The organism is Methanocorpusculum sp. GPch4, assembly GCF_012062385.1.
GTDB lineage: Archaea > Halobacteriota > Methanomicrobia > Methanomicrobiales > Methanocorpusculaceae > Methanocorpusculum > Methanocorpusculum parvum.
This window is the reverse complement of record NZ_SIJA01000029.1, coordinates 19,653-37,988: the sequence shown is the minus strand read 5'-3', so window position 1 is coordinate 37,988 and position 18,336 is coordinate 19,653. Positions and strand designations below refer to the sequence as shown.

At 47.9% G+C, this 18,336-nt stretch carries 20 protein-coding genes; 9 read left to right on the top strand and 11 right to left on the bottom strand.

Features of this window, described 5'->3' with window-relative positions; genetic code table 11:
* Window positions 1-117 precede the first annotated feature (117 nt).
* From EYA77_RS02825 to EYA77_RS02800, 6 genes are all read left to right on the top strand, one after another.
* Window positions 118-2,271, top strand: coding sequence for a minichromosome maintenance protein MCM (locus tag EYA77_RS02825; protein WP_042697551.1), 2,154 nt, complete (start codon window positions 118-120; stop codon window positions 2,269-2,271).
* Window positions 2,272-2,276: 5 nt separating this feature from the next.
* The gene (locus EYA77_RS02820; protein WP_167815814.1) at window positions 2,277-2,600 is read left to right on the top strand and encodes a dihydroneopterin aldolase family protein; all 324 of its coding nucleotides are present in this window, start codon (window positions 2,277-2,279) and stop codon (window positions 2,598-2,600) included.
* Window positions 2,600-3,421 carry a TatD family hydrolase gene (locus EYA77_RS02815; protein ID WP_167815813.1) on the top strand — a complete coding sequence of 274 codons (822 nt, stop codon included), beginning with the start codon at window positions 2,600-2,602 and terminating at the stop codon, window positions 3,419-3,421. The genes EYA77_RS02820 and EYA77_RS02815 overlap by 1 nt, the downstream gene beginning before the upstream one ends.
* A gap of 499 nt (window positions 3,422-3,920) precedes the next feature.
* Window positions 3,921-4,121, top strand: coding sequence for a hypothetical protein (locus tag EYA77_RS02810; RefSeq protein ID WP_167815812.1), 201 nt, complete (start codon window positions 3,921-3,923; stop codon window positions 4,119-4,121).
* Complete coding sequence (locus EYA77_RS02805) at window positions 4,122-5,081, top strand: asparagine synthase C-terminal domain-containing protein (protein WP_167815811.1); 960 nt, start codon at window positions 4,122-4,124, stop codon at window positions 5,079-5,081.
* 27 nt (window positions 5,082-5,108) lie between these two features.
* Window positions 5,109-5,360: a hypothetical protein gene (locus EYA77_RS02800; protein ID WP_042697565.1), complete on the top strand. Its 252-nt coding sequence runs from the start codon at window positions 5,109-5,111 to the stop codon at window positions 5,358-5,360.
* Window positions 5,361-5,375: 15 nt separating this feature from the next.
* On the opposite strand, the gene EYA77_RS02795 is transcribed toward EYA77_RS02800, so the two are convergent.
* The gene (locus EYA77_RS02795) at window positions 5,376-5,816 is read right to left on the bottom strand and encodes a hypothetical protein (protein WP_042697567.1); all 441 of its coding nucleotides are present in this window, start codon (window positions 5,814-5,816) and stop codon (window positions 5,376-5,378) included.
* 97 nt (window positions 5,817-5,913) lie between these two features.
* Window positions 5,914-6,840, bottom strand: a complete 927-nt coding sequence (locus EYA77_RS02790) for an NAD-dependent epimerase/dehydratase family protein (RefSeq protein ID WP_042697726.1) — start codon at window positions 6,838-6,840, stop codon at window positions 5,914-5,916.
* Between the two features lie 131 nt (window positions 6,841-6,971).
* On the opposite strand from EYA77_RS02790, the gene EYA77_RS02785 reads away from it, so the two are divergent.
* Together EYA77_RS02785 and EYA77_RS02780 are read left to right on the top strand one after the other, a co-directional pair.
* Window positions 6,972-7,358, top strand: a complete 387-nt coding sequence (locus tag EYA77_RS02785; protein WP_167815810.1) for a DUF126 domain-containing protein — start codon at window positions 6,972-6,974, stop codon at window positions 7,356-7,358.
* A complete protein-coding gene (locus EYA77_RS02780; protein WP_167815809.1) occupies window positions 7,358-8,458 on the top strand; it encodes a TIGR04013 family B12-binding domain/radical SAM domain-containing protein in 1,101 nt (366 codons plus the stop codon). The genes EYA77_RS02785 and EYA77_RS02780 overlap by 1 nt, the downstream gene beginning before the upstream one ends.
* On the opposite strand, the gene EYA77_RS02775 is transcribed toward EYA77_RS02780, so the two are convergent.
* The 7 genes from EYA77_RS02775 to EYA77_RS02745 form a co-directional block, all read right to left on the bottom strand.
* Window positions 8,455-8,898, bottom strand: a complete 444-nt coding sequence (locus EYA77_RS02775; protein WP_167815808.1) for a hypothetical protein — start codon at window positions 8,896-8,898, stop codon at window positions 8,455-8,457. The two genes, EYA77_RS02780 and EYA77_RS02775, sit on opposite strands and share 4 nt — an antisense overlap.
* Before the next feature lie 84 nt (window positions 8,899-8,982).
* On the bottom strand, window positions 8,983-10,251 hold the full coding sequence (truD, locus tag EYA77_RS02770; RefSeq protein ID WP_167815807.1) for a tRNA pseudouridine(13) synthase TruD: 1,269 nt from the start codon (window positions 10,249-10,251) through the stop codon (window positions 8,983-8,985).
* Window position 10,252: 1 nt separating this feature from the next.
* Window positions 10,253-10,618 (bottom strand): peptidyl-tRNA hydrolase Pth2, encoded by a 366-nt coding sequence (gene pth2 / locus EYA77_RS02765; protein ID WP_167815806.1) that lies wholly within the window; start codon window positions 10,616-10,618, stop codon window positions 10,253-10,255.
* Between the two features lie 323 nt (window positions 10,619-10,941).
* A complete protein-coding gene (locus tag EYA77_RS02760) occupies window positions 10,942-11,151 on the bottom strand; it encodes a hypothetical protein (RefSeq protein WP_167815805.1) in 210 nt (69 codons plus the stop codon).
* 26 nt (window positions 11,152-11,177) lie between these two features.
* Window positions 11,178-13,043, bottom strand: coding sequence for a DUF4209 domain-containing protein (locus tag EYA77_RS02755; protein WP_167815804.1), 1,866 nt, complete (start codon window positions 13,041-13,043; stop codon window positions 11,178-11,180).
* Window positions 13,044-13,073: 30 nt separating this feature from the next.
* On the bottom strand, window positions 13,074-13,952 hold the full coding sequence (locus tag EYA77_RS02750) for a transglutaminase-like domain-containing protein (protein ID WP_167815803.1): 879 nt from the start codon (window positions 13,950-13,952) through the stop codon (window positions 13,074-13,076).
* Window positions 13,953-14,582: 630 nt separating this feature from the next.
* Entirely contained in the window at window positions 14,583-16,097 is a 1,515-nt protein-coding gene (locus EYA77_RS02745; RefSeq protein WP_167815802.1) for a TerB N-terminal domain-containing protein, read from the bottom strand.
* A gap of 478 nt (window positions 16,098-16,575) precedes the next feature.
* Between EYA77_RS02745 and EYA77_RS02740 the strand changes: the two genes are divergently transcribed.
* Window positions 16,576-17,322: a DUF169 domain-containing protein gene (locus EYA77_RS02740; protein ID WP_209314993.1), complete on the top strand. Its 747-nt coding sequence runs from the start codon at window positions 16,576-16,578 to the stop codon at window positions 17,320-17,322.
* 161 nt (window positions 17,323-17,483) lie between these two features.
* On the opposite strand, the gene EYA77_RS02735 is transcribed toward EYA77_RS02740, so the two are convergent.
* Window positions 17,484-17,765 (bottom strand): DUF86 domain-containing protein, encoded by a 282-nt coding sequence (locus EYA77_RS02735; protein ID WP_167815801.1) that lies wholly within the window; start codon window positions 17,763-17,765, stop codon window positions 17,484-17,486.
* A 16-nt stretch (window positions 17,766-17,781) separates the two neighbouring features.
* On the bottom strand, window positions 17,782-18,237 hold the full coding sequence (locus EYA77_RS02730) for an N-acetyltransferase (RefSeq protein ID WP_167815800.1): 456 nt from the start codon (window positions 18,235-18,237) through the stop codon (window positions 17,782-17,784).
* Between the last annotated feature and the right edge of the window lie 99 nt (window positions 18,238-18,336).

The window sequence follows — 18,336 nt, the reverse complement described above, 5'->3', positions numbered from 1 at the left end:
TCTAGTCTCCACACCCGGCAATACCCTCCCCGAATTGGTGGGATTAACACCCCCTTCCCCAAGAACATAGCATCTTTCATATCTCCTCACGCCAAAGTATAACGATTATGGAGGAACATGGCAGTTGAACTGGAAGTTGTAGACCGGGTCGAAGAGTGGACCGGGTTTCTCAAGAAAAAATACAAAAGCGAACTCAATAAGATCTCGCGTGAATACCCAAGCGAGCGCTCTCTGGAGATAGACTACGGGGTCCTCGAAAAATACGGAAAGATCGGGGTCGTTCTCGCTGATGAACTGCTCGAACACCCGGGAAAGACCTTAGAGGACGTCAAAGACGCGATCCGGACCTCACGGCTCATCACCGGAAAAGATGTCGAAGGAAACGACATCTCCGATACGATCATCGGCAAAGTCAATATCAGATTCTTCCACCTCCCGCGAAAGACCCAGATCAGGGACATCCGGGCAGAAGACATCAATAAATTCGTCAGCATCGATGGGATCGTCCGCCGGGTGACGGAAGTCCGCCCGCGGCTCGTCACCGGAGCGTTCCGCTGCGTGAACGGGCATATCACCTACAAAAAACAGGAGTACGGCTCCTACTCCGAGCCGGACATGTGCGGGCACGCCGAGTGTACGCTCAAAAAGCTCGAACTCGTGCAGAGCAAATCGACCTTCATCGACTCGCAGAAACTCCGTGTCCAGGAGACCCCCGAAGGACTCCGCGGAGGCGAGCAGCCGCAGAACATCGACATCGACACGATCGACGATCTCTGCGGCAGAGTCTCGCCGGGTGACCGCGTCATCGTGAACGGTATCCTTCGAAGCGTGCAGCGGGTCGTCGGCGGCCAGAAAAGCACCGTCTTCGACCTCTACATCGAGTGCAACTCGATCGAGATCTCCATCAAAGAGTTCGAAGAGGTCAACATCTCCGAAGAGGATGAGAAGGCCATCAAAGAGATGGCCTCTGATCCGGGTGTCTACGGCAAGATCTCGCGGTCTATCGCCCCGACCATCTACGGAAACGACGAGGTCAAGGAAGCTATCGCTCTCCAGATGTTTGGCGGCATCCCGAAAGAAATGCCCGACGGCTCGAATCTTCGAGGCGACATCCATATCCTTTTAGTCGGTGACCCGGGTATCGCCAAGTCCCAGCTGCTTAGGTATGTCATCAAACTTGCTCCCCGCGGTATCTATACGTCTGGAAAATCCGCGTCCTCGGCAGGTCTGACGGCCGCCGCGGTCAAAGATGATCTGGGCGACGGGCGCTGGACGCTTGAAGCCGGAGCGCTCGTTCTCGCGGACAAAGGTATCGCCGCGGTCGATGAGATGGACAAGATGCAAAAAGACGACCGTTCCTCGCTCCACGAAGCGATGGAGCAGCAGTCGGTTTCCATCGCAAAAGCCGGCATCAACGCGACCTTGCGGACCCGCTGTTCGCTTCTCGGCGCCGCGAACCCGAAACTCGGCCGCTTCGACGAGTATGCCAACATCTCCGAACAGATCAACATGCCCCCGTCCCTTCTCTCCCGTTTCGATCTGATCTTCATCATGAAGGATCAGCCGGACGCGGTGAGAGATCTCAACATCGCCCGCCACATCATCAAGGCCCACTCGGCAGGTGAAAAACTGATGCGGCACAAGAAGTACCCGATCCCGGGAGCGGACGATGAGTACTTCAAACGCGAACTCGCCCCGGTCACGCCGGAGATCGATGCCGCGATGCTTCGAAAGTATCTGGCCTACGCAAAACGAAACTGCTTCCCTCTTCTGAAAGAAGAAGCGAAGGATGTTCTCGTCCAGTATTATCAGAGCCTTCGAAGCGTTGCCTACGAAAACTCCGACAAACCGGTCCCGATCACCGCCCGTCAGCTGGAAGCGCTCGTCCGGCTCGCAGAAGCGAGCGCACGCGTGCGTCTTGCCGATGAGGTCGAGCAGGAGGATGCGGAGCGTGTGGTCAAGATCGTGGATACCTGTCTGAGACAGGTCGCCTACGATGCGAAGACCGGCGCTCTCGACATCGACAAGATCACCACCGGAACATCCAGGTCAGGCCGTGCGATCCGCCGCGAACTCAAAGAGACGATCGAGACGCTGATCCAGGCAAGCGACGACCGCGTGGCAAAGGTGGAGCAGATCATGGAGACGATGGAGAACAAATATCATTATAAGAGGGATGAGGTCGAACACATTCTCGAAAGAATGCGGATGGACGGCGAAGTGTTCCAGCCGAGGAACGGCCTGATCAAGTTCACCGCACCCATGAGGTAAAATAAATGGCAACAGACAGAGAAAACGCCGTGTTCGAAGCGGCGATCAAACTCGGGGCGCTCTACCACCAGTTTGTGGGAACGCCCATCTCACGTTCGACCGCAGAGATCGTGGAGGCAGCTATCGAAAGTGCGGTCTCCCTTCAGCCGTATGTGACGAAGATCACGGTCCGGCTGGACAAAAACCTGATGAATGAGAATCCGTTCGGATACTCGGAACTCACCGGGGCGATGTACGACGCAGTTATCGAAACGAAGTACGGCGACGCGGTCTGCCGTGCAAGCCTGAAGTTCGAAGGCGGCTATCCGCTGATGAAGATCCTCGAGTGATGGAAAAGTTTCCGATCCTCGACGATCATTTTCATATCAACCGGAGGACAGGCGTCGGCCCGTCGGTCGTCAAAGAGTTCATGCGTTCCGGCGGGACGCACATCGTTTTAGTCTCGCTTCCCTCCTGGTCGTGCGGCGTTACGCCCCATACGCCTGCGGATTACCGTCAGGTGTTCGATGAACTGCTGACGGTTTCGGCGATGGTGAACGAGCTTGGGTGTATCTGTTATCCGGTCGCGGGCGTTCACCCGGCCGAGATCGGGCGGCTTTCGGAAAGGCTCGGACTTTCCGCCGCCGAGGAGCTGATGTGCGGGGCTCTCGATATCGCCGCCGAGTATGTCAGTGAAGGCAGATGTATCGGGCTGAAGTCGGGCAGGCCGCATTATCCGGTGACGCCGGAGGTGTGGGAGGCGTCAAACCGCATCCTTGAAAGAGCCCTTACGCTTGCAGGCGAGCTTGGTTGTTCACTGCAGATCCATGCGGAGTCCGGACCGTGCGGGGACGTGCCGGCTCTCGCAAAATCCTGCGGGATGGATCCATCAAGGGTCGTGAAGCATTTTGCGACCTGCGAGACGCCGCTTCATCCTTCGATAACGGTCAGAGAGCCGTTTCTGGATCAGTGGTTTGCAGAGAAACGGGAGTTCACGCTCGAGAGTGATTACATGGACGATCTTTCACGGCCGGGTGCGGTGAACGGTCCGCGTTCGGTCCCCAGAAGGATGCAGAAACTTCTCCAGGAGGGCGCAGTGACTTTTGAGGATATGCGGCGTGTTCACGGCTCGGTGCCGAAACGGATATACGGCGTCGATTTTGAAATTTGATTGTCTGAACACAAATGATGATTATTTTTCTCGATTTTTCAGGTATGTATCATATTGTTTGATAATAAATTTTAATTTTGTTCACAAAGGATAGTATTATCTAGTTGTGGGTCTATTAGTCAATTGGAGATAAAATGTTTGGCATGTGCTCTTGAGTTATGCCTAAACGGTTTACGCCCGGAGAAATGCCGGGCGGTCAAAAAGCAATGATGCCCCTTCATTTGTTGTTTGATTGCGATAACCGCGCCTGAAAAGAAGGCGATAGATTCAAAACTTATAACGGATGGATAAAACATTTACGGGTGGGCCAGCCCAATGGGGGGAGGGTAACACCCAATCTCCACGTTTTGCAGATTTATTTACCGTTTCAACGACTATTTTTCTTCACAGTTACGTTTTGTAACACCTGAATCTCCTGGAAGTTACAATTTGTAACAGCCCTGCACTATTCTGTTACGATATGTTACTTATATATTGCCGTGGAGATATACAGTAAAGTATGGCAACGAAAGTCGTTCGCATATCCGAGGATGCGCTCGGGATCGCAAATAAATATGCGAAGGATCTCAGCGAAGCGATCAGAATGATGGACCGGCTCATCGAAGAAAAAAGCACGCCGCCAATCGATATGAAAGCTCTGGAAAAGATGATGCGAAACTGCATCGCAGAAGAGTTCGAAAATCTTCAGCGGGGGTACTGAATGCAGCTTACCGGCTGGATAGAAGAGAGCGGCCGGCTGCTCGACCGTGCCGAGATCGAAACGTTTGCAACATCCCGGCTCGCTGAATGCGGCGGCGAGTTCATCATCGAGACGGACGACTGCTTCATCCGGGACAAGTATCATATCATGCCCGGGCTCACCGAAGGAAAACGCGTCATCACGGCCGAGCCGCGTGTCCCTGATATGCCGCTTTGTGAGGCTATCGAGACCGCCGTCTCGCTCCGCACCGCGAAGGATGCCGTCACTACGCTCTCGGGCGGCGTGGACTCCTCACTCGTTGCCGTTCTCGCGGGACTTCCCTGTATCGCGGTCGGCGTTCCCGGTTCGCATGATCTGGAAGCCGCGGAAAAAACCGCAGAGATCCTCGGTCTCCCTCTCACCGTAAAAGAGATCGGCACGGATGATATCAGAGCCGCACTTGAAGAAGTCCTCGCGGTCATCCCGCGGATCACCCCGCTCGACGTCGAGATCGGGATAACCGGATACTTCATCGCCCAAACTGCCAAAGAGGCCGGCGCGTCACGTGTCCTCACCGGTCAGGCAGCCGATGAACTTTTCGGGGGGTATGCACGATACGGCCGCTCGGCCGATCTCCGTGCTGATCTGGCGGCCGACTTTGCCGGCCTTGCTCAGCAAAGGGAAAGGGATGCCGCGGTCGCGGCGCTGTTTGGTGTCTGGTATTCCCTGCCGTTCATGGATGAGCGGGTCGTGCGTGCCTCGCGGAAATTCTCTGCTGAGGAACTGGTCTGCGGCGACCTGCGCAAAATCGCTCTTCGGACCGTTGCCGCCGAGTATCTTCCGGAAGAGATCGCCTGGAAACCCAAAAAAGCCATGCAGTACGGCAGCGGTGTTTCTGCGGCGCTTGAAAAAATCGCAAAACGCGAGGGCTGCCGGCGCTCCGGCGAGCTGATCGAAAAACTCGCCGCCGGCAAAATATAAGAAGGCCGGGTCCAATAGGTATAAGAAATGACAGAAATATCCGGATTCGCACCTGACGGCTGGCTTCTTTTCATTGGCTTCATCCTCCTCTGTTTCATCATCATCATACTCTCGGCCGGACTCGAGAGGAGACTCCGCAGAGCAAAAAAAGAAAAGGAACAGGCAAAAGGCGGGGAAAGTCAGCCGGCTTTTGTTGAGGGGCAGGTGTATCAGATGGAAGACGGCTCCCTTGCCAAGTATGCAGGAAACGGCAAATTCCTCAAGATCAAGCGGGACTGAGATCAGATCCTGCTTTTAACTTTTTCTCGCCGTGGTGTTGTACAGCTCGGCGATGATCCCGTCCTTAAAGACCCCGACGACCGACACCGCATATTTTCCGTCCCCTATATCCGGCGGTATCTTATAGGTCAGCCGTACTCCCGGGGTGTAGACTCCCGGAGGATTCACGGGTTCGGCAGGAACGCCGTTGACATATACCTGAAGTGAAACGATATCATCGAGATCTTTGCCGCTCACGAGTTCCAGCTCGATATGCTGATTGTCTGCGGCGGTCGTCGTGAGGCCGACGATTTTTATGATAAACGAGGGTGTGCCGTACATATCGAGAAAGAAAAGCGCTACGATAAGCGTTATCGTGACCGCAATGGCCAAACCTAGCGTGAATCCGATCAGTGCCGGCGCGGGCAGCGTCTTGCCGGAAAAATACTCCCAGAAGATGTCAAGAAAGGTTGCCACTGATTGGAAATTGGCGTTGATGAGGGATAAATATTCTCTAACAGAATTTTTTTCTATGGTCCGGCGCCGGAAAAAAAGAGGGGAGATTTTGGATGCTTCACTCGGCCAGAGTCGCCCGGATAGCGCGGCGGACACTCTCCTCAGACGTGATTGCCGGATCCCAGCCGAGTGCTCTGAGTTTGTCGACGCCGAGTCTCATCAGCGGAACATCGCCCACCCATCCGCGGTCGCCGCCGGTGAAGTTGAACCTGACATTTTCCAGCCCCATCTCTTCCACGATCAGCTCGGCGATCCGCTTTACGTTGACCCAGTCTTCCGAGCCGATATTGAAAAAGTTGAAGGTGTCGTTTGAGACTTCAGGTGCAAAGATCATCGCCTTCACGCAGTTTTCGACCGCAAGATAGGATTTGCTCTGCCGCCCGTCGCCGAGGATCTCCAGCTCCTTTGGGTTCGCGCGAAGTTTCTGCACGAAATCATAGATGATCCCGTGCGTGCTGCGTGCGCCGACGATGTTTGCGAACCGGTAGACCCAGGCTTTCCAGCCGTAGGTCGCGGCATAGGATGAGATCATCGCTTCGCAGGCGAGTTTGCTCGCGCCGTAGACCGAGATCGGGATCATGGGTGAGTAGGTCTCGGGCGTCGGGATCACCGAAGCTTCTCCGTATACGGTCGAGGTGGAGGTGAAAACGATCTCTTTTACGCCGTGTTCTTTCATAGCTTCAAGAACCCGGATCGTGGCGGTGACATTGTTTTCATACACCTCAAAGGATTTTCGTGCGGATCCGCGGACATCCGGATCGGCGGCGATATGATAGACCCTGTCTGCGCCGGCAAAATGCTTCTGCCAGCCGTCTTTGAGAAGATCGGCGGAAACAAATGTTATCTTGTCAAGATTTTTTTCGATATTGCTCATCCTTCCGGCAACCATCGAGTCGATCACGGTGACGTTATGCCGGCCGGCAGCAAGAAGATCCACCAAATGCGAGCCGATGAATCCCGCTCCTCCGGTGACGATACAGTTCATACAGTTCTTTTGGTTTTTTTCCATGATAAGGGGAACGGAAATCTCTTCGGCACAGCCGCAGATACCTAATGCCGGATACGAATCGAAAATTGGTAAAACTATAAAATCTTCCCACTCAATAGTATTAACCAATGTTACTGCAGGGACGAAGCATTGCAAAAGGGACCGGAACCGGCCCTCTCCTGATAACCGATACACCCATATCCTTCCTCGGAGGTGTCGATCCGAAAACCGGTATCGTCATCGATGAGTCCCATCCGCTCTTCGGTAAGTCGATCACCGGAAAAGTTCTCGTCTTTCCGTACGGAAAAGGTTCGACCGTCGGCTCCTATGTCTTATATGCCCTCGCGAAAAACCACGCGGCCCCCGCCGCGATCATCAACACCGAGTGTGAAACGATCATCGCGACCGGAGCGATCATCGCGGAGATCCCGACGATCGACCGCCTAAATGGTGTTCTTCCAACGAACGGTGTCGTCACCGTTGACGGGACAAGCGGTACGGTCTCTTTCGCATAATGCGGATAACCTGGCGTTTCATCGCAGCGGCCAGAAACTCGTATGCTGCCCTGTATGCCGCGTCCGAAAAATACGGATACATTCTCGAGCCGGTCGATTCCCCCTCGGACGGGGGGGATGTGATCTGTTATAGTCTGAATAGTCTTGACTATCCTAAATATGTCGACGAGATCCGCTCCGCAGAGCAGATCACGATAGTCGGCGGCCCACACCCCTCGGCCTGTCCGGAGGAGGTCGCTGAGATCGCGGATTATGTCGCGGTCGGCGAAGGAGAACGGACCCTCCCTCGGCTTCTTGCCGCTCTCGAGGCGGGAGAGGATGCTTCAAAGATCCCGGGAGTCACCTCCCGGGGTTCCGTTTTCGTCCCGATCGATCATTCGGTCTTACTCGATGCATTCCCCTCGTTTTCGCGGATGAAAGGCTATATCGAACTTTCCCGCGGCTGCCCGTTTTCCTGCGCCTACTGCCAGACGCCATGTCTGCACGGAAGACGGATGCGTCATCGTTCAAGGGAAGCGATCGTCTCTATGGCGGAAAAATATCAGGATGCACGTTTCGTCACGCCGAACGCATTCGCCTACGGTTCGGCGGACGGCCGCGTTCCGGATGTGGAAAAACTCCGCCGCCTTTTGTCTTCGATGCCGAAGAACAATATCTACTTCGGGACGTTCCCTTCCGAGGTCAGGCCCGAGTTCGTTATTCAGGAGACCGCCGAACTCGTGACGGAGTTCTGTTCGAACACCAAACTCCATTTCGGGGCGCAGTCCGGTTCGGACGCCGTTCTCCGGAAAATGGGCCGGGGTCATACGGTCTCCGATGTCTATTCGGCGCTGGATACTTGTAAAAAAGTCGGGCTGATTCCCGTGGTAGACGTGATCTTCGGCTTCCCGTTTGCGTCGGACGAGGATGAGGAGGCGACCCTCTCACTCGTTTCTGACGTGACCAGATACGGAACGGCCCATGTCCATTACCTGACTCCGCTTCCGGGAACGCCGCTCGCCGGTTCCACACCCCGGGACATCCTGCCGGAGATCGACAAACGACTCGGGCAGCTCGCGTTGAACGGCCGGGTCACCGGGTACTGGCACGATAAATTCTAATTTGTCCCTGTTTCTAACCTCGAGAATGCCAGCTCATCGGGCGATAAATAGGTCCAATAGGCCTTACCCTTATGCAGGCCGTCTTCATACTGCCCGAGGATCGTCACCTCTTTCATCTCGAATGCGTCCGCGTACTTGGCCGCGTGATACTCTTTGACAGCAGCGAGTGCCTCTTCGCTCTTCGCTTTCCAGTCCTTCTCCGGGATGACCCCTTCATTAAAATTGATTCCGTAGATTACTTTATCTTCCGTCTCAATGATGTACTCCCACATGACGAAGTCATCGTAGGCGTACATGTTGAAGACTCCGCCGATATCCGGCGTATTCGATGAGTAAGGTTTTTTGTCCGTGTCGAGATGTATGGCCTGATGTGTGCATCCTGCGGTTGAAATAACGGCAAAAATCAGGATAAGTATCAGGAGAAATGCAGATTTCCTCATACGTGTAGAGTTGCCTGCAGGCACCTTATATGTATCGCGAATCCGGGTTTTCGAAATCCCGCTGTCTAAAAAAGGAGTTGGCGGTTAGACCATTTTTTCGGGAGCTGCCTGCATGAACTCTCTCGCGACGGTGGTCGCGTAATGGCCGGGCGGCAGAACGAAGCTCAGCTCCACATTGTTTTCAAAGACCGCGGTCTTTACTTCGGTCGCAAGAGAAATTCTCCTGTGGGCGCCGTCGAAGTTGGTTTTTACAAACTCAGCGGCGGCGGCAAAACTCTGCATGGAGATGTTGTCCTTCTCCATCTGGGCAGTCATCGTCTCTTCGAGAGGACCCGGGGCTACCGGGAGGGTCTTTCCGGGCATCCAGCCGACGACGAAACATCTTCCGCGTTTCATGTGCTGGCGGGCGGTCGCGATGTTTTTCTCGGTGACGGTGTCGATCCGCCCGTTCGTGAACTCGAGATGTTCGCCGATTCTCGGATCGTTGAGCGGTGTTCCGTCTTCGCATCTCCTGGAAAGGGCAATGTTGAAGAGCCAGGACTGGTATGCCGAGACGAACATGGAGAGGAGTTTTGGGGGCATTGCCTGAAGGGCCGCTCCGTAGTCGCCGGGGTTTTTGGCGAGGGAGTCGAGCATGATCCGCTCATAAGAGAGCCAGTAGGGGAGTTCATACAGAGCGGTTTTTGCGTCGCCGGTTTCGGCGAATGCTCTGCGGGCGTTCTGGACCTGTTCGGATTCGTGCGGGAAGCAGCCTCCGACGTAGAGGTCGACGGCTTCTTTGAACTCGTTTCGAAGGATATGGTATCCCATTTTGTGGGTGACGGGTTTGAGTGCGCCGAATCTCTGGAGTCCGTAGTAGTTGGGGATACCGGCCGCTATTTCGCCTGCGATCGCGGCGGTGATCTCAGCGAGATTTTCTTCTTCGCAGTCCCGGAGAGTGATCTTGAAGGTATTGCCCAGGAGCTGCCCGAGGCCGAGGGAGAACTGGTGGGTGGCGACCGGTTCTATGATCATGTCTTTGATGTTGAGGTTCTCGAGGACTTCCGCCGGGACGTTGTAGAGGGAGATGTACTGGGTGGTGACGGCGTTTTTGTCTTTGGTGCCTGCCCATCCGATGCGTTTCTGGCTGATCCTTAACCGGTCGGTGATCTCGTGCATGGCATGCTGGTGTTCCCAGGAGCGTTTGGTGAGTTTGCAGATTGTGTAGGGTCCGGTGTTGGTGAAGGTGATGGGCAGTTCTTCGACGACGAAGTCTTCGGGCGTCGTTCGCAGACGTCCGCCGACTCCCGGCTGGCTTGTGGCGTAGTACCGCATGCCGAGGTCGATTTCGAGTGGGTGGGTGGATGGTTTCATGTCAGAGGAGGGGGAGGTGTCCGGTTATTTTATTGATGAGTTCGGCTTTTGCGGGCCCGATGCCAAGCGCCGTGATGGTTCCGGGGGGGATCTCGGTGTAGCCGGCGTCGATGATGAGGGAGGCAGGGACGCCTGCCATTTCTGCAGCGAATTTGAGTTCGTAGAGGGCTCGTTCGCCGGAGGCTTTGAGGGCGACTTTTTTCTGGCCTTCCCGGAGCCATTCTTTTTTGTCAGCAAGGGAGGCTTTTTCGTAGGCGCCGATGGAGGCATGGGCTGCCTGGGCACACATTTTTCCGCAGCTGAGTTTTAAGTCGCTTCTGAGGATGAGGCACTGTTTATATTTGAATACTTCTTCTCCGCCGGTCATTGGTGTGGGTACTATTTGGGGTGAAGGGGGATAAAGGAGTTTATTCGCGGGTTGGACCCGAGCGAAGCGAAGGGGACGACCTCAGCGGAGGCGGGGACCTTTAGGTCCCTTAGCCGAGCAAGGCTTTGCCTTGCGATCAAGTTTTCGAAGGAAACTTGCGACCGTGGGATATGTGGTTTCTTTCTGAACTACATTTATGAAAAGATGGATGCGGGATTGACCATCATGAGATAATATGTGAAAATTACACACGTGTTAGCTATAATCAATTCATTTGGATTTTATTTATCTGAACCGATGGATCAATCAAAGGAAATTTAGGATTAATTATGTCCCACCGCGAGTAAAATTCCAAGTAGCAACAAGATGCCTGCTGGAATGATATTTGCTAAATCCATACAGAGGATAAAAAGGTTATAACCATCCATATTTCCTGCAATATTTCCCATTTCCCAGATAAGAGGGGTTAATATTATTCTTAAAATAATTACTGAAATTTCTTCTACTACAATTCCAATGATTAGGTTAATCATAACTGCCCCACCTCAACTATGCCGAATTATTTCTGAGTAGTTTCTTTTTGAGAGAGTGCTTCCCTCATTACCAATCGAAGACAGAACCACCAAAGATACATGGAGTTATAGGAGTTGAGTTCATTATATGACAGTAATCCATGGGCCACTTCATTTCGCATATTTAATCCATTACGCTCTGTGAGTAACGCCCGCAATTCAAAATACAAATCTTCGCCAAACACAGTGACCAAGACTTCTTTGTTGTTTGCGATTAAGGTGCCCAAGGCATTTTCTATTTCAATTCCCTCGCTATCAATTGTAGTAGTTAATTGTCCATTTTCTTGTAAAATTAATCGAATCCAGTTCTCAAGTTGAGTTGTAAAGAGATGGGTTGTAATACAAAATTCATATTCAAACCCGTAATATAGAGCTTTTGCCCAAATTTCCTCTCTCTCTTCGGGAACTCTTGATGAATGATGAACTACATCCAATAATAAGGATTCAGTGATATGATGCTCTGCATTAAATGTTTGCAGGGCTGGATAAATGCATCCTTGAGCGAGTAAACCAATGAGTAATTTATACTGGCTCAACATTTGTTCGAATATAATTGGTTCAGATTGTTCCGGATCTAAATTTATTGAATCCACTGATGGAGTTGATGCAATTGTATGCCCCGATTTATCCACATGAATAATTGGGAATAGAGTCTGGAGTGGAGTAGTTTTCATTAGTTCAATACTTTCTTTTCGAAGAGTCGCTTCCTTAATTGGAGGTTGAATCAAACTCAATATCACTAACGCATCGTAAAGAGATTTGCCGGTTATTTTCCTGCTACTCTGAATGACCAGTTCCTTGATATTAATCGGATCGGAACTAATTGTAATCATATCTGCCAGAAGTAATTTATCTGATTCACCTTTCTTGGAACGAAGCGCAATTAATCGCTTATCTACATCAAATTCTCTTCTATTTGCCTTAGGAATTTTTCGAAGAGTCAGTATTGCCGTTTCGAGATATGAATTAATATATCCTTCATTACTGGTATCATTCTCCAAAACCCTTTCTTCAATTCTTGCAACATAATCTGAATATAGTTGCGGTTTTTTGTCTATTTTACCAGCCAATTCATACCATTTTATTGCCTCATCATAGATGTCCTCTACAATATGCAAATATGATTGGTACTTGGCATTCTGTTCTAATTTTTCTGCAATAATCAGCCTTTTCTCATTGGAAACATCTTTAGAATCTAATCTTAACAATCTTGCCAATCTCAACAGAAACACGGAGGCCTTTGACTCTGCCTTGAGTGATTGAAATATATCATACAACGTGTTGATTATTTTTTCATATCGTTCATTTCCACTAGTTTTTAGAATTTTTGAAAGGTAGAGGGCGCGTTCCCAGGCATTTAGGCTATTTTCAATTATGAATCTTTCAGAGTTCAATGGATATTTGACGTAAGCATCTATTGCATGAAGAGCATGATCTTTGTTTCTTGGTTTACCACGTAACCAAAGCGTGTCAGCAATTCTGGAGAGCAAGAATATATCCTCGATTTCTGGGAGGATCGATTCAAAGAATTTCAAATCTGTATCCGTAAAATTATCAGGTAAAGGTGTTTTGAAAGTCCCCATTTGGCCCCATGGTACAAATGGTTGTTGGGGGTTTGATGGCTTATTCAGAATATAGGATGTGATGTCTCTAAACAAATAGAATATTTTAGCTGATTTTAAATCACCTTCTGTTTGTTTAACCTCAGATAGTTTCTCAAAGAGGTGATTATAGTAATAAAGTGTTCCTACCTTCGCATCTTCATCTATGTGTTTAAGAATATCTTTCCATGCGATTTTATTATAATCTTCGAGTGTTACTTCAATCTCCTTTAATGGATTAATATTTTCCATGTTTCACCTTCATCTACTTTAATTAGAATTCTATTCGAAAAAATTTAGGATTGGATTTACGATCCAAAACGCTATGAACGTCCTTATACGGTATGTATGTTTCTCCCACCATTGGATCTGGTCCACATTTTCATACCGTCCATTGCATACATCCTGGCGTGTTTCCTTGTCATAAATACCCCACACTTTAACTCCCCATACATCTTGCTCATCCAAGGATCCATACCACTTATCTGTGAAAGTCTGATTCCATTTATTATTGTAATTATCCCAGTAAACCGTTGGATCAAAATACATCCATTCATCGTTAACTTTTACTTCCACCCATGCATGATTATTTGGTAAATCAGCGTATGTGGCAGAGACCAATCGTGTTTCAAATCCTGATTGATTAGCCACATACGCAAATAATGTTCCTAGTTCCCCGCATGCTCCTATTTTATGATAAGCTATCCAATAGGGATCATTCTGATAAGGACCACTCGCCGCTCTAATCCGCCCCTCGTCGTCATACACATAATTACTTCCCAATCTCCGGGTGTGATTATATGACGTATTCCATTTCTGATATTGAAGAAAATTAATGAATCCATCTATTTCCCAGTCTGCTATTGCAGTGAGTTTATCTATTGGATCGGTAATATTTCTGGTCTCATTGATTATAAGATTAATATTCTCTTCACCTTTGGGATAATAGACTTCCTGATATTGTGTAGAAAAATGGTTGTCAATTTGTTCATTATAGTCAGCGGCTTGTACATAGAAAAATACCAAGAGTAATACAAGTAGCAGTATGAGTATTATTGTACAAATAAAATATGTATTTCGTTGCTTTTTTACTGTGGAAAGTAAATCTTCTTCCTTTACTTCATATAGATCTTTATCAAGCAGATTATTTAATAATTTCATATTCTTTTATGCCCTGAGATTATAGTTTCCAGAAATCATAATTTTGTCATCATTTGGGAATATGGTCTCTCGTTCCACATAAATATTGGCAAGACTCTATCACAAAATCCACAAACACGCAAATCAACGATTTGCTCAGCTGAGGTCGTCCGCTTTCAGCGTCCCATTCGCAACTCAACAAAATGCACAAAAAGGGGTACAGGGGCGGAGGAATGGAGGGGGTTGGTGAATAATTTAGGACGGAGAAGGACAAGGTGTGGACACCTGAGATAAAACCAACCGCGAATCGGCGCGAATCTCGCCCTTCGGGCTTTCAGAATCGGATTTGCTTATCCTCACTTGAACACGGCGTGCCTTATCGTCCCGCCGGTTCATCCCTCATCGGGAACGTTCGGGCAAATCCTGTCGGCGCCCCGGCGCCTCCCGTAAGGATATATGAATATTGTTTGGTTATTTTTGGGGTGCGGGAAGTGACTGCGGGGTGGACGCTGAAAGCGAACACCCTTAGCTGAGCAAGTCGTTAGACTTGCAAGTCGTTCCGCGGTGGAGATATCTTAATTTGTTTGAGAGAGTAGGTTCGTTCCTAACAATAGTAGGAGTTTCAGCAAAATTTCTGACTGTCCTCTCTTCTTACATAACTTTTTTCAGGAGTTTTTCTTTGCGTTCTTCAAATTCCTGTGATTGGGATAGCATACCATAATTTGTGTAATATTTAATAGCCTGATCACAAACATTGAGTGCATCGTTGTATTTTTTGTTTTTTTCATAAATGATTGCTAATCTACTAAACGCGGGTATGACTCCGGTGAAATATCCCACGTTTGATACCTTAGCATCATTCTCAAGGCTACTATGATATTTGGATAACTGCTTTATTGTTTTAATCTCCTGCTTACGATAATCTCTTTGCACATTAGCTAGAGAGTTTATATCTTCATTACAAGCAATAATGCACTTATCCAGATATTTTTCATCGACATCGCGATATTTATAGTAAAAATTCTGTAAAGCAATTAATGAAAAATGCCTATCATATGCATCATCTTTGTTTGAAATAAGGTCTTTTTGAAGTGTTTTCTCCATATCACTATCAAAGACAGGAATTACTTTTTTCTTAGGCTCGGCTTTTACCTCTGCTTTTAATTCGCCACTTTTTCGAAGAGATGCAAGTTTAACTTTAGTCTGTTCATGGGTTTCTTCCAACAAATCGTACACTGCTTTTTTCAATTTAAAATTATCAGCGATTTGCGGTACTTGGATACTCGTATTGATGATAGACATATTTGCAAAAATGCTGGTGTTTTGTACGTGCAATTTTCTGTTCTCTTTTTCATTAATGAAATCCTTAATATTCAAAACATCTGCATTGTATTTTTGTTGTATATTTGTTAAGAGAACTTCTTCAAAAATGTCGGGATATTTTTTGATGTAATTAAGGTTGGTAAACTCAAACGTTTTTGCCATCCGCATGATGTCTTTTGCTGAAAGAGGAATATCCAAACCAAACATACAGAGGAGATACAGATTATCGGAAAATATAAGTTCAAAATCATGATCGATTGACCGAACGAATTTCCTTATTAAATCTGGGCGTTGTCTGTAGAGACCAGTCAATATTAGTGCATTTCCGGAGTAAATTTGAAAAGAACCATTTTGATGAACGTCGCGTAATTTCAAAACAACATCAAATGCTTTTTCATAATTTCCATTGAGAAGATGTCTCTCCAGTCCATAGTATAAGATAAAAATATATCCGATATCTACTCCTGGTTTATACGGATTGGCAAGTAATTTCCAATACTCACCTCTTTGTTCAGGAGTTAGTTGAGCATATCTTGGATAATATGGGGGTCGTTCAACTTTCACAGAATCTTCAACAAAAGAAACAGGTAACTTGAGTGAAATTGAACTCGGTTCTTCCCCGCTCATAGAAGAGATTACAAATCTTAGTCCTTCATATTCGTATCTGCTCTCTTTTTTATCTGGACTATAATTCTTATTTGGCCCGTCATTCAACCAAATTAAATCTCTAATGTCCGGATGAACAGACAGGAGATCAGGTCTTTTTTTTACTGGAATGTTTTTCATTTCAGTCAAATTTGTTTCAGCAGATTGTTTCCCAAATAAATTACTTAGAAACCCCATATTTTCCCTACTTGTTAATCGATCACACAAGTATATTAATAAAACCCCAGAAATTCAGTGATAATCATATCAAAATTCATTCATGCCTTCATGTACTTTTTTTCCCTCGTGCTGTGATCCCTGTATTCACATTGAACGAGATTCCTTGTATGGTACTCCTCATCACACGAAATTCACGAAAAAATAACGCAAATCAGAGATTTGCTCGCAAGTCTATCGACTTGCTCAGCTGAGGGACCTAAAGGTCCCCGCCTCGGCTGAGGTCGTCGCCAACCCGCCAACTAAATTCACGAAAAGGGGGACAGGGGCGGAAGGACAAAAGTATGGATTGAAGACGGTATCGTCTGTGTCAAACTCAAAAACAACAATTGGTATCACTATACAGATTCATACACTTGGTATTAGAGGAGAGGTGTACTGTGGTATAATTAAATAAAGAGAGATAAAATATTAATTTAATGAGGTCAAGAATATGGATTTGAAGCTAGTTGAAATGCTGCATCTGGATTTAGAACCCGTAGGTATATTCTTTGGAAATACGGATGCAAAAATTGATTTGGAAGCTTCTCCGGAAAAGAGGAATTGTGTAATTCCTTTTGTTCTGGCCGCCGCAAAGGGTAAAGTCACGTCAATGAACGAGGACAGCTGTACCTGTCCGGGAGGAGCAGTCGGTGCCTGCTTTGGAGATGGTTTTACCAGATTGAATCCGAATATCCATAAAATGCTTTCTCAAGGGTTAGGGGAGCGCGCGCCGCAAGGAGCTCCGCCGATGGTGAGAGAAGGCGAGAGATTCTTCTGCGATGAAGAAATTGCAATGAGGTGGAGGCAGAATATGCCTTATTCAGATAAGGCATATCCACGAATTGTTTTTGCACCGCTTAGTAAATGGGCAGAAGTCGGCACTCCGGATTTAGTATTTATCTTTGCAAATGCAGACCAGATGTCAGCACTTGTTACTATGCAGGGCTTCTATAATGGAAAAGCTGTGAATACTCTTGCACCATTTGGAGCAGCGTGCCATTCTATCGTATATGCGGCAGAGCAGATAGATAAAGAAGAACCTTATGCGATCATGGGCCTTTTTGACATTTCCCAGAGAAGTGCCGCTATTAAAGACTACTTGTCAATGACTATACCGTATAGGCTTTGGGAAAACATGACGAAGGATTTAGATAAAAGTTGTCTGAGTACTCATAGCTGGAAGAATATTGAGAAACGGTTATAAGGGACAAATTTCAGTTCGATTGGAGAAGGTACTGTCAAGAGACAACATGAACGAAGCGTAGAAAAGAGTCAAAGCTAATAAAGGCGCTGGCGGGGTGAGCCGGAGGGGGTCTCAGGCACACACAAAAATGTCAGCATCAAAAAATCAATCATTCGTGTAACTCAAGTGCTGTACGCAGGGCAGATATCTGCATATAATACAGCGGGATAATCGTTTACTGCAAAATCCCAGACGTATTTGAGATCGACATTCGCATATGCATGGATCAGACGGTCTCTCATTCCGGCCATTTTTCTCCAGGGGATATCAGGATATTCGGTGCGGATCTCTTCTGGGATATATTTTGCCGCTTCACCGATGATTTCAATGAAACGGATGATGCCTCCGCTGCAGAGCGGTTCGGTTGAGAACTCCTGATGATCCATGCGGCCGACAGCAGCCATGATGTCTTAGGATCGTTCACAGATCTCTTTTCAAATAAATCATATCAATCAGCTGCTGTCCGTCTTCATACATAGCATGGTCGTAATTATCTACAAAAAAATTTTTAACAATGTGCGACTTTACAAATCCGCATTTTTCGTAGAAACGAAGTATCGCAGGACTATCGCCCGTTCCAACATATAATTCGCTGCCAGACTTATTGTAGTAGTCAACAATAAAGGCAATGAGTTTTTGTCCATAGCCTTTCCGTTGATATTTGGGAACGGTAACAATATTCTTGAGTTCAAACGTATCTGCCTGCTCTTGTGTAATAACGCAAATTGCCCTAACATCATCATCCTCATCATCATACATAGCGAACATATCACCGCGATATAAGTATTTTTCTATCATACTTACCTGTTCATCTGCAATAAGCAGCAGGTCCAGATATTTTGTCTTGTCGTTATCGTTGATTTTTACAATGTTCATTTGACATTTTCCCTTTCCATTTTTTCTCCTCTCCGCATATCTATTATATCATTTCCAATTTCAAATAGGGGAACACACATCTTTGTAAAAAATATGTGA